This window comes from Dickeya undicola (genome assembly GCF_000784735.1).
Classification (GTDB): Bacteria; Pseudomonadota; Gammaproteobacteria; order Enterobacterales; family Enterobacteriaceae; genus Dickeya; species Dickeya undicola.
The window spans coordinates 104,929-119,515 of sequence record NZ_JSYG01000022.1 but is presented as its reverse complement, the minus strand read 5'-3'; the positions used below and the strand labels follow the sequence as shown (position 1 = coordinate 119,515).

The 14,587-nt window shown below is 54.7% G+C and carries 16 protein-coding genes; 3 read left to right on the top strand and 13 right to left on the bottom strand.

Going from position 1 to position 14,587, the window contains the following annotated elements:
• Positions 1 to 115: 115 nt before the first annotated feature.
• Both OB87_RS11625 and ndk read right to left on the bottom strand, forming a co-directional pair.
• Entirely contained in the window at positions 116 to 1,294 is a 1,179-nt protein-coding gene (locus OB87_RS11625) for a bifunctional tRNA (adenosine(37)-C2)-methyltransferase TrmG/ribosomal RNA large subunit methyltransferase RlmN (protein WP_033569593.1), read from the bottom strand.
• Positions 1,295 to 1,463: 169 nt separating this feature from the next.
• Positions 1,464 to 1,895, bottom strand: coding sequence for a nucleoside-diphosphate kinase (ndk, locus tag OB87_RS11620; RefSeq protein WP_033569667.1), 432 nt, complete (start codon positions 1,893 to 1,895; stop codon positions 1,464 to 1,466).
• Between the two features lie 281 nt (positions 1,896 to 2,176).
• Between ndk and sseA the strand changes: the two genes are divergently transcribed.
• Entirely contained in the window at positions 2,177 to 3,031 is an 855-nt protein-coding gene (gene sseA / locus OB87_RS11615) for a 3-mercaptopyruvate sulfurtransferase (protein ID WP_033569592.1), read from the top strand.
• Positions 3,032 to 3,107: 76 nt separating this feature from the next.
• Here the strand turns inward: sseA and sseB are convergent, their stop codons facing one another.
• The 11 genes from sseB to trmJ all read right to left on the bottom strand — a co-directional run bounded on the left by sseB (position 3,108) and on the right by trmJ (position 12,284).
• Complete coding sequence (gene sseB, locus OB87_RS11610) at positions 3,108 to 3,905, bottom strand: enhanced serine sensitivity protein SseB (protein WP_033569591.1); 798 nt, start codon at positions 3,903 to 3,905, stop codon at positions 3,108 to 3,110.
• Positions 3,906 to 4,373: 468 nt separating this feature from the next.
• A complete protein-coding gene (gene pepB, locus OB87_RS11605; protein ID WP_033569590.1) occupies positions 4,374 to 5,669 on the bottom strand; it encodes an aminopeptidase PepB in 1,296 nt (431 codons plus the stop codon).
• A gap of 99 nt (positions 5,670 to 5,768) precedes the next feature.
• Positions 5,769 to 5,969: a Fe-S cluster assembly protein IscX gene (gene iscX, locus OB87_RS11600; protein ID WP_012768860.1), complete on the bottom strand. Its 201-nt coding sequence runs from the start codon at positions 5,967 to 5,969 to the stop codon at positions 5,769 to 5,771.
• An 11-nt stretch (positions 5,970 to 5,980) separates the two neighbouring features.
• Positions 5,981 to 6,316 (bottom strand): ISC system 2Fe-2S type ferredoxin, encoded by a 336-nt coding sequence (gene fdx, locus OB87_RS11595; RefSeq protein ID WP_033569589.1) that lies wholly within the window; start codon positions 6,314 to 6,316, stop codon positions 5,981 to 5,983.
• 1 nt (position 6,317) lies between these two features.
• A complete protein-coding gene (gene hscA / locus OB87_RS11590) occupies positions 6,318 to 8,168 on the bottom strand; it encodes a Fe-S protein assembly chaperone HscA (protein WP_033569588.1) in 1,851 nt (616 codons plus the stop codon).
• Between the two features lie 79 nt (positions 8,169 to 8,247).
• Positions 8,248 to 8,766 carry a co-chaperone HscB gene (hscB, locus tag OB87_RS11585; protein WP_033569587.1) on the bottom strand — a complete coding sequence of 173 codons (519 nt, stop codon included), beginning with the start codon at positions 8,764 to 8,766 and terminating at the stop codon, positions 8,248 to 8,250.
• 97 nt (positions 8,767 to 8,863) lie between these two features.
• Positions 8,864 to 9,187, bottom strand: a complete 324-nt coding sequence (gene iscA / locus OB87_RS11580; protein ID WP_033569586.1) for an iron-sulfur cluster assembly protein IscA — start codon at positions 9,185 to 9,187, stop codon at positions 8,864 to 8,866.
• Between the two features lie 26 nt (positions 9,188 to 9,213).
• Positions 9,214 to 9,600, bottom strand: coding sequence for a Fe-S cluster assembly scaffold IscU (iscU, locus tag OB87_RS11575; RefSeq protein WP_012885713.1), 387 nt, complete (start codon positions 9,598 to 9,600; stop codon positions 9,214 to 9,216).
• Positions 9,601 to 9,624: 24 nt separating this feature from the next.
• Positions 9,625 to 10,839, bottom strand: a complete 1,215-nt coding sequence (iscS, locus tag OB87_RS11570; protein WP_033569585.1) for a cysteine desulfurase — start codon at positions 10,837 to 10,839, stop codon at positions 9,625 to 9,627.
• Positions 10,840 to 10,894: 55 nt separating this feature from the next.
• Entirely contained in the window at positions 10,895 to 11,389 is a 495-nt protein-coding gene (gene iscR / locus OB87_RS11565; protein WP_013318968.1) for a Fe-S cluster assembly transcriptional regulator IscR, read from the bottom strand.
• 145 nt (positions 11,390 to 11,534) lie between these two features.
• Entirely contained in the window at positions 11,535 to 12,284 is a 750-nt protein-coding gene (gene trmJ, locus OB87_RS11560; protein WP_033569584.1) for a tRNA (cytosine(32)/uridine(32)-2'-O)-methyltransferase TrmJ, read from the bottom strand.
• A 126-nt stretch (positions 12,285 to 12,410) separates the two neighbouring features.
• Here trmJ and suhB point away from each other — a divergent pair, with 126 nt between their 5' ends.
• Both suhB and OB87_RS11550 read left to right on the top strand, forming a co-directional pair.
• Positions 12,411 to 13,214: an inositol-1-monophosphatase gene (suhB, locus tag OB87_RS11555; RefSeq protein WP_033569583.1), complete on the top strand. Its 804-nt coding sequence runs from the start codon at positions 12,411 to 12,413 to the stop codon at positions 13,212 to 13,214.
• Between the two features lie 162 nt (positions 13,215 to 13,376).
• Positions 13,377 to 14,501, top strand: coding sequence for an ABC transporter substrate-binding protein (locus OB87_RS11550; RefSeq protein ID WP_033569582.1), 1,125 nt, complete (start codon positions 13,377 to 13,379; stop codon positions 14,499 to 14,501).
• Positions 14,502 to 14,587 lie beyond the last annotated feature (86 nt).

Genomic DNA, 14,587 nt, shown 5'->3' with positions numbered 1-14,587 from the left:
AATGGCGGCCTACCCGGTGCAGTTACAGGTCATCAATGACCACACCGTATGATAAGCCCCGAAAACGTATTTATCACCTGCTTTCCTGAGAAGACAGGTTGATTTGCCATCATTTTCAGACGGTTTTTACCGCAATCGTGTCGCGCTGCATCTTTTTCTTAAGCGTGCGTTTGGTGCGATCCACCACTTCTCCCGCCAGTTGACCGCACGCAGCATCAATATCATCACCACGAGTTTTACGCACGATAGTGGTAAAACCGTATTCCATCAGCACTTTGGAAAAACGGTCAACACGGCTGTTGGAACTGCGACCGTAAGGCGCGCCGGGGAACGGGTTCCAGGGAATCAGGTTAATCTTGCACGGTGTATCTTTCAGACATTCAGCCAGTTGGTGAGCATGTTCAGTGCCGTCGTTGATGTGATCCAGCATCACATATTCCACGGTCACACGCCCCTGGTTGGCATTAGATTTTTCCAGATAGCGACGCACGGCAGACAAGAAGGTTTCGATATCATACTTTTTATTGATTGGCATGATTTCGTTACGAATTTCATCGGTCGGCGCATGTAGGGAAATCGCCAACGCCACATCAATCATATCACCAAGCTTATCCAGCGCTGGCACCACACCAGAGGTCGACAGCGTAACACGACGTTTAGACAGGCCGAAACCAAAGTCATCCAGCATGATCTCCATCGCTGGCACCACATTGGTCAGGTTTAGCAGCGGTTCACCCATCCCCATCATCACTACGTTGGTGATCGGGCGCTGACCGGTCACTTTAGCCGCACCGATAATTTTCGCTGCGCGCCATACCTGCCCGATAATTTCAGAAACGCGCAGGTTACGGTTGAAGCCCTGCTGCGCCGTAGAACAGAATTTGCACTCCAGCGCACAACCGACCTGCGAGGAGACGCACAGCGTGGCACGGTCTTCTTCCGGAATGTACACCGTTTCCACACGCTGACCGTCAACCAGAATCGCCCACTTGATGGTGCCATCGGAAGAGCGTTGTTCGTCCACCACCTCGGGTGCCCGAATTTCCGCAATCGTCTGCAGCTTGCCGCGCAGCACCTTATTAATGTCGGTCATCTGGTTAAAATCATCACAGCAGTAGTGATAGATCCATTTCATGACCTGATCGGCGCGGAACGGCTTTTCACCCAATTCGGCGAAAAAAGCGCGCATTTGCTGACGATTGAAATCCAGCAGGTTGATTTTTTCATTGCTGTTAGCGGCAACGGCGATAGCGTCAGATACGGCGACGACGGGAGATACGGTTTGCTCAGACATAAATTGACTCATGGCCTCGTTGTTACACGTTATGGCGCGAAAGGGAAACGGATAAAGAAACGCCCCGGCTGAGCGCGTGCTCACCCGGGGCGCAGCATTGTACAAATTTTATAACACCTGCGCTACCTCAGCCGCATTTTTTACCGGGGAAGGCGGTGTCTCGCCAGAATTAGCGAGTACGCGGGAAAACGTCGTCCGCGCTGAAGAAATAAGCGATTTCACGCTCAGCGGATTCGATGGAGTCAGACCCGTGCACCGCATTCGCGGTGAAGCTGTCGGCGTAATCCGCACGCAGCGTGCCAGCCAGAGCGTTGGCCGGGTTGGTGGCACCCATGATATCGCGGTTACGCTGTACCGCGTTTTCGGCCTGCAGAACCTGAACCATAATCGGACCGGAGGTCATGAAATCCACCAGACCGTCAAAGAATGGTTTGCCCTGATGCTCGGCGTAGAAACCCTCCGCCTGCTCACGGCTCAAGTGCAGCATTTTAGACGCGATAATGGTGAAACCCGCGCTTTCAAAACGGGCGTAAATCGCGCCGATTGCGTTTTTGGCAACTGCGTTCGGTTTGATAATAGAGAAGGTACGTTCTACCGTCATATTGGCCTCATCCAACAACATTCAGTAACAGCCGGTTTGATAAAATTATAATACCAGCCAGTGCAAAGTGGCGCAGATTATAGAGGCACCGCCATGACATTCCTATCGAGAAAATAACATTTTCGTAAAAAAAATTTATCCTGATTACCCATACGTATATAACAGGATTGATCCCGACGCGACGGTAACGTCAGACGCCTTGCCGGGGTCAAAAAAATTCCAGACAATGCAATATCTTGTCTCATTCGGGGCCGAAGAACCGGCCCACACGGGGAGGTTTTATGTCCACATCCGTCGCCGGACTGTTTGTTAGCGCGTCCTGGCTGAACGACCATCGCCACGATGCTGATATCGCCCTGATTGACGCCCGCATGTTGCCGCCGGGCAACGATACGCGCAATCTCGCCGCCGAATACCGGGCGGAGCATCTGCCGGGTGCTGTATTTTTCGATATCGAATTCCTTTCCGACCACCAAAGCCCACTGCCACACATGATGCCGGACATCACCGTCTTTGCCGACGCCCTAGGCAAGCTCGGGCTAAGCGAGCAGCAGCACCTGGTGATTTACGACGAAGGCAATCTGTTTTCTGCGCCGCGAGCCTGGTGGATGCTGCGGCTGGCAGGCGCTTCCCGCATCTCGATTCTGAGTGGCGGTCTGGCGGGCTGGAAACAGCAAGGACTGCCACTGGAACAGGGCGACGTCTCGCCAACTACCCAGGTGTTTCACGCCCAGACGCCCGCCGCCGGTGCTATTCGTTCACTGGATGACGTGCTGGCTCTGTGTCAAACCGGCGACGAGCAGATTGTCGATGCCCGCCCCGCTCCCCGTTTTCTCGGCGAGGTAGATGAACCGCGGTCGGGGCTGCGCCGTGGTCATATTCCGGGAAGTTTCAACGTTCCGTGGAACGTACTGGTTGAAAACGGTGCACTGAAACCAGCAGACGAACTGGCCGCACGCTTTCATCAGGCGGGTGTTGATATCCGACGCCCCATTGTCGCCAGTTGCGGTTCTGGCGTAACGGCATCGGTGGTGATGCTGGCGCTGTTTGTGCTTGATGCACCACAGGTTTCTCTCTATGACGGCTCCTGGAGCGAATGGGGAGCACGGGGCGACACCCCCATCGTCACCGGGTGATTCTCCAGTAAAAAAAACGGCACAGCGCAACATCGCCTGTGCCGTTTTTGATTCGTTTTGTTTTTTTAACCGTGAGCTATGCCTGCCCACCATTCTTGAACTCGCGCAGGAAACTGCCCCACTTCCGCTCGTAAAACGGCGTGGTATGGCGAATCAAAAAGTGACTGATGCCGGGTTCTTCATTATTCACCAGACAAATATCAATCGGGCGGTCATCCGGTTGCGTATCGGTCGCCACCGATCCGGCGGCCTGAATCAACTCGTCCAGGTCGTCGCCATCAGCATCCAGACCAATCAACAGATGAGGTTGATCTTCGTCCGGCTCCTGAATCTGCGCCAAGAAAGCCCGTTTGACGTTACGGTGCTTGCTGAACAGCTGAGTCAAAGAATCGATCATCTGTGTCGGCATCTCAGTTGGAATACCGATTTTTAGTTCGGTATCACCATCCAGAATATGTTGTTGCACCAGACCACTGCCTTCAGCAGACAACAGGTGTTCGATCTCCTGCGGCAGAAACTCTTTGCCATACGGTAGCTTAGGGTTCAGAAACAGTGTTGCGCCACGGGTGATATCAAACAGCGTTCTGACTGGAAGCGCCAGGAATGCCTGCTCGTCGGTCACAGCCAATTGCAGCGCCTCCATCGACGAGAAGAACGGAATCGCGGAATGGCCGTCCGGTTTTTCCCAGTGCTGCAACTGTAGCCCGCTGCCTGCCTGCAGGCTGCCTTCGCCAAACGTTTGGTCTTCTTCGCTGTGGCCCAGCACATACACCGTGGCCTCCAGCAGTTCGCTGAAAAACTCGGGCCGGTGCGCCGGTTCCGATGCGGCCAGCTTTAACACCTCTTCCAACCGATTGTGGGGTGAAAACTCCATAACTCTCCTCAACGCTTAACGTTAGCGGTAAGCACACACCTGGGGCAGCATTTGCTCCCAGTGAAGCTGTAGACAAACAGCCGTGTTGTCTTGCGAACGGTGAATTTTGTCTGGTCAGTGAATAGTTTCGTGCGGGATAAACGGTGTAGTTTCTTTGCCATTCCATCGCACGCACGACAAGGAGAGGCTCAAACGCCGCCTCTCCTTGACCACTGGCTGGTGGCTAAACTGTGCCGCTGACGCGGTGCCTTCGGCGTTCGACTTCGCTGTTCGGGCCGCCCGTGACGCGCTCCCAGCGCGGCACGGGCTTTCGCCGCGTCCATGCGGCTCACCCGGCGAAGTCGCTCACCTCAGCACAGTTTTTGACGCCAGAAAAACCCTTCATTTTTCACTTATAGGGTTTGCCTGCAACCTTACAAACAGCGTCCGTTCCCTGTTTTAGCACCTCTGCCTGTCTGAACAGATGGCTCAACCCGCTTTATTCAGAAGGAAGTCGGCCAGTGTGCGCACGCCCAGACCGGTGGCACCGGCAGACCACTGTTCTACCGCCGACTTGCGGTAGGTGGCGGAGCAGTCAATATGCAGCCAGCCTTGCTGATAGTTTTTCACAAAGTGAGACAGGAACGCCGCCGCCGTACTGGCACCCGCGGTATGCGCCGCACCCGCTACGTTGTTCAGCTCGGCAAAGTTAGACGGCAAATGCTGGCGATGGAACTCTTCCAGCGGCAGACGCCAGAATGCTTCGCCTTCGCGGCGGGCACTGTCCATCAGAGAGTCGATCATCGCATCGTCAAAACTGAACAACGCGTGATAATCATTGCCCAACGCGGTTTTAGCAGCACCGGTCAGGGTCGCGCAGTCAACAATCCACTGCGGATTTTGTTCAGACGCGTCAATCAGGCCGTCGGCCAGCACCAGACGCCCTTCGGCATCCGTATTCATCACTTCGACGGTTTTACCGTTGCGATAGCGGATGATATCGCCCAGACGGAACGCATTGCCGCTCACCATGTTGTCGGCGCAGCACAGGTACAGTTTCACACGCTGCTGCAAGCCACGAGCCGCCGCCAGCGCCAGCGCACCGGTCACCGTCGCGGCACCGCCCATGTCAGACTTCATGGAATCCATGAAACTGCTGCCCTTCAGGCTGTAGCCGCCGGTATCAAAGGTGATGCCTTTACCGACCAGACAGGCCAGCACCGGCGCGTCCGCCTTGCCGCTCGGGTTATAATCCAGCGCCAGCAATACCGGCGAACGTTCGGAACCGCGCCCGACTGTATGCAGGCCAGCGTAGTTCTGTTCACGCAGATCTTCACCTTTGGTGATGCGGTAAGAAATCGCTTCGCCCGCTACGCTGCACAGCAGGTCGATAGCACGGGTCGCCAACTGTTCTGGCCCCAGGTCCTCCGCCGGTAGGTTGATGGTGTCACGTACCCAATCAACGATCTTCAGACGACGTTCCAGCTCCAGTTGCTGCGCGTCCGCCAGTGTTGCCCACTCCACCGTGCGCTTGCCTTTCGGACCGCGGTATCCCTGCCAGAACGCCCAGCTGCTTTCCAGATCCCAGCCTTCACCGGCGAGTTTGACGTGTTTAATACCTTGCCCATCAATTTTGCGGGCTGCGCGCTGGATGACAGCCAGCGGTTTGTCGCCGGACAGATGAATAGTAAATCCCTGCTCATTGGCGGTTAACGAGGCTTTCTCGCCCCAGCGGGCATCCGCTGGCTGATGGGAAAGCGTAATCAGCATCGCTTCAGTTGTCATACATCTACTCCAGGTTGGGCCTGATTATCATCAGCCCATTATCGCCATGATAAAAAAGAGAAAACGGGCCACCTCAAGGCGGCCCGTTGACCAGTTCGGTTATTCAGCTTCGTCCAGCCACACCAGCAGGATCGCTTCCAGGATTTTTTCGTTAGAGGCTTCTGGCTCGTCGTCAAACTCATCCAGTTCGCAAATCCAGCGGTGCAAATCGGTGAAACGCACGGTCTTCGGATCGGTATCAGGATAGAGATCGTACAGTGCTTCGCCGATTTCACGGCTATCAGTCCACTTCAGTCCCATGATTCCTCCTATCAATGCTCGCGTGCGTGGTTAATGGTATAACGCGGAATCTCCACCACCAGATCCTCATCGGTGATGCGTGCCTGACAACCCAATCGGCTTTCCGGCTCCAGTCCCCAGGCTTTGTCTAACATGTCGTCTTCATCTTCGGTGCTTTCTGGCAACGAATCAAACCCCTCGCGGACAACACAATGACAGGTGGTGCAAGCGCAGGACTTTTCACAGGCGTGCTCAATTTCAATGCCGTTGCGCAGCGCCACATCCAGAATGGTTTCACCACGGTTCGCTTCCAGAACTGCCCCTTGCGGACATAAGTCCTGATGCGGCAGAAAAACAATCTTGGGCATGTTATACCTCGTCCACGGAATGCCCCGCCAACGCACGGCGGATGGACTCATCCATTCGGCGGGCAGCGAATTCCTGGGTTTGTTGGTCTAATGTTTTAATCGCGGCCTCGATGGCAGAGACGTCAGTCCCCTGTGCAGCCTGCTGCAATTGCAGGCTGGCAGCGTCAATCGCGGCTCGCTCTTCTTCATGCAACAACGCGGCATCCGATGCCAGCGCGCTGTTGAGGCTTTCCAGCACACGCGCGGCTTCCACGCGCTGCTCGGCCAGCATACGCGCGCCGATATCGTTCTGCGCGTTCTGCATGGAATCGGTAATCATAGCGGCGATCTCGTCGTCGCTCAGACCGTAGGACGGTTTCACCTGGATAGACGCTTCCACCCCGGTGGATTTTTCCATCGCGGTCACACTCAGCAGCCCGTCAGCATCCACCTGGAACGTCACCCGAATGTGCGCGCCACCGGCAGGCATCGGCGGGATGCCACGCAGTGTGAAACGCCCCAGCGAACGGCAATCCTGCACCAGCTCACGTTCGCCCTGCAACACGTGGATCATCATTGCAGTCTGGCCGTCCTTGAAGGTGGTGAATTCCTGCGCGCGCGCCACCGGGATGGTGGTGTTACGCGGAATCACTTTCTCGACCAGCCCGCCCATGGTTTCTAGCCCCAGCGATAGCGGAATCACGTCCAGCAGCAGCATTTCGCTGTCAGGTTTGTTACCCACCAGAATATCTGCCTGAATCGCGGCACCGATAGCCACCACTTTATCCGGGTCGATAGACGTCAGTGGCGTGCGGCCGAAGAACTCACCAACCTGCTCACGCACTAGCGGCACACGGGTAGAGCCGCCGACCATCACCACTTCTTTCACCTCATCCGCGTCAACGCCCGCGTCTTTTAACGTGCGACGGCAGGACAACAGTGTGCGTTTAACCAGCGGTGCAATCAGTGTGTTGAACTGCTCGCGGGTGATGTCACCCTGCCAGCCCGCCACCGATACGGGTACGGTTTGCACCTCACTCAGGGCAATCTTGGCCTGTATGGCGGTATTGAGCAGCACCTGCTGCAATTGATGATCGTCTCGGACCGTGATCCCGGCTTGCTCGCGAATCCACTCAACCAGCAAGTGGTCGAAATCATCGCCGCCCAGCGCGGAATCGCCACCGGTAGCCAGCACTTCAAACACGCCGCGACTCAGACGCAGAATAGAGATATCGAAGGTGCCACCGCCCAAGTCATATACGGCAATAACCCCTTCCTGACCAGAGTCCAGCCCGTAGGCAATCGCCGCTGCGGTAGGTTCGTTCAGCAAGCGCAGCACATGCAGACCGGCCAGTCGAGCCGCGTCTTTGGTGCCCTGCCGCTGAGCGTCGTCAAAATAGGCCGGAACGGTGATCACCACCCCATCAGGCAATCCATTCAGCGCCTCTTCCGCACGCTGGGTCAGCGCCGTCAGGATATCAGCCGACACCTGAATCGGATTACGCGAACCGGCGGCAGTCTGCAACACCGGCAGGCCGTTTTCACTGGCTTCAAACCGATAAGGCAAGTGGGGGTAACGCTGACGGACATCGGAGAGCGAGCGCCCCATCAACCGCTTGACGGAACTGATGGTGTTTACCGGATCGACCGCCGCCTGCTGGCGCGCTTCCCAACCAACGGTTAGCCCGTCGGCATGATAGTGGACGACTGACGGCAACAGGTCACGCCCGTTATGATCGGGCAGTGTTTGCGTCTCGCCGCTACGGACGGTGGCGACCAGGGAATGGGTGGTTCCCAGATCAATACCAATAGCCAGACGACGCTGATGTGGCGCTGCACTCAGCCCCGGCTCACTGATTTGTAATAAGGCCATATTGAGCTTCCATCAATTGGCGGGCGGGCGACGATACAGCCATACGGCCATACAGCGGTTCCGCCGGATTGAATTTTACTTATCGTTCCAGCAATTGTTCTTCGAGTTGTTCAACCTGCTGCTGGAGCCGATCAAAAAAGCGCAGTTTACGTACCGTATCCGCCGCATCCTGCCAGGATTCCTCATCCAGCTCGCGCTGCATTTGCTCGCTGCGCTGACGGGTCATCCCTTTCAGACGCTGTGAAAATGCCGCCAACACGGTTTCCGCATCCGGACGACGTTCAATCTCGTCCAGCTCTTCGCGCAGTTCCATCTGTTCCATCAGGAATGCGGTGTCATGAAGCGTATGCTGCTCATTGCTTAAATCAAAACCGTGCAAAGATAACATATACTCCGCGCGTTTCAGCGGATGTTTCAGTGCCTGATAGGCATTATTGATGGTTGCAGCCTGTTGTAACGCCATCATGCGTTCACGTTCAGGGCTGGCGGCGAAGCGGTCGGGATGAAACTGGCGTTGCAGATCCTGATACCGGGAAGCAAGCAGGCTGCCATCCACGTTATAGCGAATCGGCAGCCCGAATAAAGTAAAGTAATCCATAGTGTGCTCTGAGTTCGCAGACAATCAATGCGCACCCGCCGCTTTACATGCCGGAGCACACAAAGCGGCGGGAGTCGGCCAACAGACCGACCGGCGGTCAGACGTTAAAGCTTTCGCCGCAACCGCACTCGCTGGAAACGTTAGGGTTATTGAATTTGAAGCCTTCATTCAGCCCTTCCTTGACGAAATCCAGTTCGGTGCCGTCAAGGTAGACCAGGCTTTTACCATCAATAATGACCTTCACGCCCTTGTCTTCAAACACCACATCATCGGTGTTCAATTCATCAACAAATTCCAGCACATACGCCATACCGGAACAACCGGATGTTCTCACACCCAGACGCAGGCCGATGCCTTTGCCGCGATTAACCATAAAGGCATTGACACGTTGCGCAGCACTGTCGCTCAGGGAAATCGACATAGCAAAACCTCTAATTCATCTGGCCGTTATTTGTCGCTGCGTTTGCTCTTGTAATCGGCGATGGCGGCCTTGATGGCGTCTTCAGCCAAAATTGAGCAGTGGATTTTCACCGGTGGCAGTTCCAGTTCTTCGGCAATCTGGGTGTTTTTAATGGATTCGGCTTCGGTCAGGCTCTTGCCCTTTACCCACTCGGTCACCAGCGAACTGGAGGCGATAGCAGAACCGCAACCGTAGGTTTTGAAACGGGCATCTTCGATGATTCCCTGTTCGTTAACCTTGATCTGCAGCTTCATTACGTCGCCGCAGGCCGGTGCGCCAACCATACCGCTGCCGATGCTCGGATCCGACGAATCAAACGAGCCGACGTTGCGCGGGTTTTCATAGTGATCAATTACTTTTTCGCTGTAAGCCATAATATGCGTCCTGATTCCTGCGAATTAATGATGCGCCCATTCGATGCTGCCGATATCCACGCCCTGCTTGAACATTTCCCACAGTGGGGACAAGTCGCGCAGGCGGCCGATGGATTTACGAACCAGATCGATGGTGTAGTCAATTTCTTCTTCGGTAGTGAAGCGACCCAGTGAGAAACGAATGGAACTGTGTGCCAGCTCATCGTTCATTCCCAGCGCGCGCAGCACATAAGAAGGCTCCAGGCTGGCCGACGTACAGGCCGAACCAGAAGATACCGCCAGATCTTTCAACGCCATGATCAGCGACTCGCCTTCCACATAGTTGAAGCTGACGTTCAGGATATTCGGCGCGCCCTGTTCCAGGTCACCGTTCAGGTACACTTCTTCGATATCGTTGATACCGTTCCACAGGCGATCACGCAGGCTGCGCAGACGTGCTGCTTCTTCCGCCATTTCTTCTTTGGCGATACGGTAGGCTTCGCCCATGCCCACGATCTGGTGCACCGGCAGGGTGCCAGAACGCATACCACGCTCATGACCACCGCCATGCATCTGCGCTTCGATGCGCACACGCGGCTTGCGGCGCACATACAGCGCACCAATCCCTTTCGGACCGTAAATCTTGTGGCCGGAGAAGGACATCAGGTCAACTTTCAGCTGGCTGAGGTCAATCGGCAGTTTGCCTACGCTCTGGGTCGCATCGACATGGAAAATGATGCCACGGCTACGGCACATTTCGCCGATGGCCGCGATATCCTGCACCACGCCGATTTCGTTGTTCACATGCATAATGGACACCACAATGGTGTCATCGCGCATGGCGGCTTCCAGCTCTTTCAGGTCGATGATGCCGTTACGCTGCGGCGCCAGGTAAGTCACTTCAAACCCTTCGCGCTCCAACTGACGGCAGGTATCCAGCACGGCTTTGTGTTCCGTTTTGCTGGTGATGATGTGCTTGCCTTTCTTCTGGTAGAAGTTCGCTGCACCCTTGATAGCCAGGTTATCGGACTCGGTGGCACCGGAAGTAAAAACGATCTCACGCGGATCCGCGCCGACCAGTTCGGCAATCTGGTTACGTGCGATATCCACTGCCTCTTCCGCCTGCCAACCAAAACGGTGGGAGCGGGAGGCCGGGTTGCCGAACGTGCCGTCCAGGGTCAGAAACTGCATCATTTTTTCAGCCACGCGCGGGTCGACCGGCGTCGTGGCGGAATAATCCAGATAAATCGGTAACTTCATTGCTCTTAAACTCCGTACATCACTTCAAAACGTTCAAGGCGTTTTGTTCTTTTTTTCAGGCACGCAAGTTGACGTTAATGGTTTCTTGTATGCGTCCGTTGGCGGTACGACGCACGTCAGCATCCTGACGATCCGCGACGTCCAGAATCTCTTTGTTATTAACCAGCTCATCCAGGGTGATGTTGTTGAGAAACTCGCTGATGCGGTCGCTCAGATCGCGCCACAGCGTATGGGTCAGACAGCGATCGCCGCCCTGACACCCTTCTTTCCCCTGGCAGCGGGTAGCATCCACGGATTCATCCACGGCGGAGATGACCGAACCGACAGCGATTTCAGCGGCATCTTTACCTAACAAATAGCCGCCGCCCGGACCACGCACGCTGGCAACCAGCCCATGTTTACGCAGGCGAGAAAACAGCTGTTCCAGATAAGAAAGTGAAATTCCCTGACGTTCAGAGATGTCAGCCAGTGGAACCGGGCCTTCTTTTGAATGCAGCGCCACATCAAGCATGGCGGTAACGGCGTAGCGGCCTTTAGATGTCAGTCTCATGTTAATGGTATCCGTAAGATAAACATGTATTATTAAGACAGGTATTATGAGTCAATCATACATAGCACAGTCATGAGTCTGACATTCCCGAGTGTTTCAGTCAACTATTTAACCGAGTAAATAACTCAACTATTGTCTTACTACCTCAACTATTGTCTTGCGGCTTGTCCGTCGACGAGGCGGTCTTGGTGATCGCACTCAGGATGCCACGCAGAATATTGAGTTCCTGATTTTCCGGACGGGCTCGGGTAAACAACCGGCGTAGTTTGTTCATTACCTGCCCCTGATGCGCCTGGCGAATGAAACCGGTGTGCAGCAATGTTTCTTCCAGATGCTGGTAAAAACGCTCCAAATCATCCGCCAGCGGGTATGGACTCTCTTCATGCGTCGGCTCGCCCTGTTGTTGTCGATCCAACCAGGCGACACGAACTTCATAGGATAAAATCTGTACCGCCATCGCCAGATTGAGCGAGCTGTACTCCGGATTAGCGGGGATCGCCACATGGTAGTGGCATTTTTGCAATTCCTCATTCGTCAGCCCCACCCGCTCGCGACCAAACACTATCGCCACCGGCGCGCGCTGCGCTTCCTGAACACTGCGCACACCGCATTCACGCGGCTCCAGCATTGGCCAGGGCAAGGTACGGGAACGGGCGCTGGTGCCTACCACCAGGCCACAGCCTTCCAGCGCCTGATCGAGAGAATCAACAATGGTAGCGTTGCCGATGACATCACTGGCACCAGCAGACAACGAAATGGCCTGTGAGTCAGGCTTGACGAGTGGATTGACCAGCCAGAGATTGGTCAAGCCCATGGTTTTCATCGCCCTGGCCGTTGACCCCATATTGCCGGTATGTGAAGTTTCCACCAGCACAATGCGTATATTCTGTAACATGCGGACTCTGTCATATGAAACGAAAACAGGCGTATGTTAACACAAACTTCTCTGTTTTCTCTTTCTCCTGCTATCTGCTATACTTCGCGCCGTTTTCTGTTCTTTAACATTCTTGTGGACGATACCATGCATCCGATGCTTAACATCGCCGTGCGCGCAGCGCGCAAAGGCGGCAACCTGATAGCTAAAAACTATGAAACGCCTGACGCCGTTGAGGCTAGCCAGAAAGGCAGTAACGATTTTGTCACCAACGTTGACCGTGATGCAGAACGCCTGATTATTGAGGTTATCCGCAAAGCCTATCCGCAGCACACCATCATTGGTGAAGAATGTGGTGAACTGGTTGGTGAAGATCAGGATGTGCAATGGATTATCGATCCCCTGGATGGCACCACCAACTTTATCAAACGTCTCCCCCATTTTGCTGTTTCCATCGCTGTTCGTGTCAAAGGCCGCACCGAAGTGGCCGTGGTTTACGATCCGATGCGTAACGAGCTGTTCACCGCCACCCGCGGTCAGGGCGCTCAGTTAAACGGTTACCGTCTGCGTGGCAGTAACGCCCGCGATCTGGACGGCACGATTCTTGCGACCGGTTTCCCGTTCAAACACAAACAGCACAGCGCCAGCTACCTGCGCGTACTGGAAGCACTGTTCGGCCAGTGTGCCGACTTCCGCCGTACCGGCTCTGCGGCGCTCGATCTGGCTTATGTCGCGGCCGGTCGTGTGGACGGGTTCTTTGAAATCGGCCTGAAGCCGTGGGACTTCGCGGGTGGCGAATTGCTGGTACGTGAAGCAGGCGGCATCATTACCGACTTCATCGGCGGCCACAACCACTTCGCTTCCGGTAATATCGTTGCTGGTAACCCGCGTGTAGTGAAATCCCTGCTGTCGACCATCCGTGAGCAACTGAGCGACGCACTGAAGCGCTAATCCTTCCTGTGGGCATGTCGCCAGACATGCCCCGCTATTATTTTTCTTTACAACTCAGCCCTGTTGAGTAAAAGTTTAATCTTATATGATAATAATTATTAAACTCATTCATTTACATCAGGGATTATCCCTGACGGGCAGTAGTTCATGACAGGAAGAATCATGTTAAAGAAATCATGGCGTCACCTTTTGTTGGCTACCACGCTGACCACCTCCTTTACCAGTTTTGCTACCCAGTATCCCCTCACCGTGACTGACATTGATGGACAAAGCGTTACCATCAAGCAGGAACCCCAGCGCATTGTGCTACAGGACGGCCGCGATATTCTGGCGATGGCATTGCTGGACCGCGACAATCCATTTAACCGTCTGGTCGCCTGGAACAATTTGCCGAAAAAACAGGACACCGCGACCTGGGACTTGTTGAAAGGAAAATGGCCACAGTCTGAAAGCATTCTCGACATGGGTTTTAGCGACAAAGGCGACGTAGAGCTGGAAAGTATTCTAGCCAAAAAACCAGACCTGATGATTGCCCAACTGCGCGCCAAACCGGCGTTGATGGAAAATGGCGTGATTAGCAAGCTGAACGCGCTGCACATTCCGCTGGTGTTTGTGGATTATGAGCTCAATCCGGCCAAAAACACCGCGCCCAGCGTCGATTTACTTGGCAAAGTGTTGAACCGTGAAGACAACGCCAAAGCCTACACCGATTTTTATCGCCAGCATTTTGATGGCCTCCAGAAGGTGATCGCAGGCATTACCACCAAACCGACCGTCTTTATTGAACCTATCGCCGGTAACACCGATGCCTGCTGCTTCACCCATGCGCACAACGGTTGGGGCGGGCTGCTGGAAGCCATCGGCGCGAAGAACATCGGTTCTGGGCTGTTGCCGGGAGCCTCTGGTTTTGTCTCACTGGAAAAAGTGATCAGCGAAAAACCGGATACTTACATCATGACCGGCTCCAAACGCGGTAATGGCACCAGCAAGATCCTGCCGTTCGGTTATGGTGCTAACGACAGCGATATTCAGAACAAAGCCAAAGCACTGTTGAGCCGCGCGGGTATTGACCAGGTTCCTGCGATTAAAGCCGGTCAGGTTTATGGGGTATACCACCACTTCTATAACCATCCGTATAACATCGTCGGCATGGAATATCTGGCAAAAGCGGTGTACCCGAAACAGTTCAGCTCGCTGAACCCGGACGATACCTATCACTATATCGTTCGCCATTTCACCACCCTGCCTGACAACGATTTTGTGTTCGCCCGTAAACTGGCCGAGTAATTCATGAGTGTAACTACCGAATCTCCTATCAGCCGTGCCAGCACGGCTGAAAACAGTGCGATAACCCATTATCGGCATATTATCCG

What these genes read in the sequence shown, in the direction of transcription:
- OB87_RS11625 (WP_033569593.1), bottom strand. Translation starts at nt 1,294, where the DNA reads ATGTCTGAGCAAACCGTATCTCCCGTCGTCGCCGTATCTGACGCTATC.
- OB87_RS11550 (WP_033569582.1), top strand. Translation starts at nt 13,377, where the DNA reads ATGTTAAAGAAATCATGGCGTCACCTTTTGTTGGCTACCACGCTGACC.
- iscX (WP_012768860.1), bottom strand. Translation starts at nt 5,969, where the DNA reads ATGGGACTGAAGTGGACTGATAGCCGTGAAATCGGCGAAGCACTGTAC.
- iscS (WP_033569585.1), bottom strand. Translation starts at nt 10,839, where the DNA reads ATGAAGTTACCGATTTATCTGGATTATTCCGCCACGACGCCGGTCGAC.
- iscR (WP_013318968.1), bottom strand. Translation starts at nt 11,389, where the DNA reads ATGAGACTGACATCTAAAGGCCGCTACGCCGTTACCGCCATGCTTGAT.
- iscA (WP_033569586.1), bottom strand. Translation starts at nt 9,187, where the DNA reads ATGTCGATTTCCCTGAGCGACAGTGCTGCGCAACGTGTCAATGCCTTT.
- trmJ (WP_033569584.1), bottom strand. Translation starts at nt 12,284, where the DNA reads ATGTTACAGAATATACGCATTGTGCTGGTGGAAACTTCACATACCGGC.
- iscU (WP_012885713.1), bottom strand. Translation starts at nt 9,600, where the DNA reads ATGGCTTACAGCGAAAAAGTAATTGATCACTATGAAAACCCGCGCAAC.
- sseA (WP_033569592.1), top strand. Translation starts at nt 2,177, where the DNA reads ATGTCCACATCCGTCGCCGGACTGTTTGTTAGCGCGTCCTGGCTGAAC.
- fdx (WP_033569589.1), bottom strand. Translation starts at nt 6,316, where the DNA reads ATGCCCAAGATTGTTTTTCTGCCGCATCAGGACTTATGTCCGCAAGGG.
- pepB (WP_033569590.1), bottom strand. Translation starts at nt 5,669, where the DNA reads ATGACAACTGAAGCGATGCTGATTACGCTTTCCCATCAGCCAGCGGAT.
- hscA (WP_033569588.1), bottom strand. Translation starts at nt 8,168, where the DNA reads ATGGCCTTATTACAAATCAGTGAGCCGGGGCTGAGTGCAGCGCCACAT.
- sseB (WP_033569591.1), bottom strand. Translation starts at nt 3,905, where the DNA reads ATGGAGTTTTCACCCCACAATCGGTTGGAAGAGGTGTTAAAGCTGGCC.
- ndk (WP_033569667.1), bottom strand. Translation starts at nt 1,895, where the DNA reads ATGACGGTAGAACGTACCTTCTCTATTATCAAACCGAACGCAGTTGCC.
- hscB (WP_033569587.1), bottom strand. Translation starts at nt 8,766, where the DNA reads ATGGATTACTTTACTTTATTCGGGCTGCCGATTCGCTATAACGTGGAT.
- suhB (WP_033569583.1), top strand. Translation starts at nt 12,411, where the DNA reads ATGCATCCGATGCTTAACATCGCCGTGCGCGCAGCGCGCAAAGGCGGC.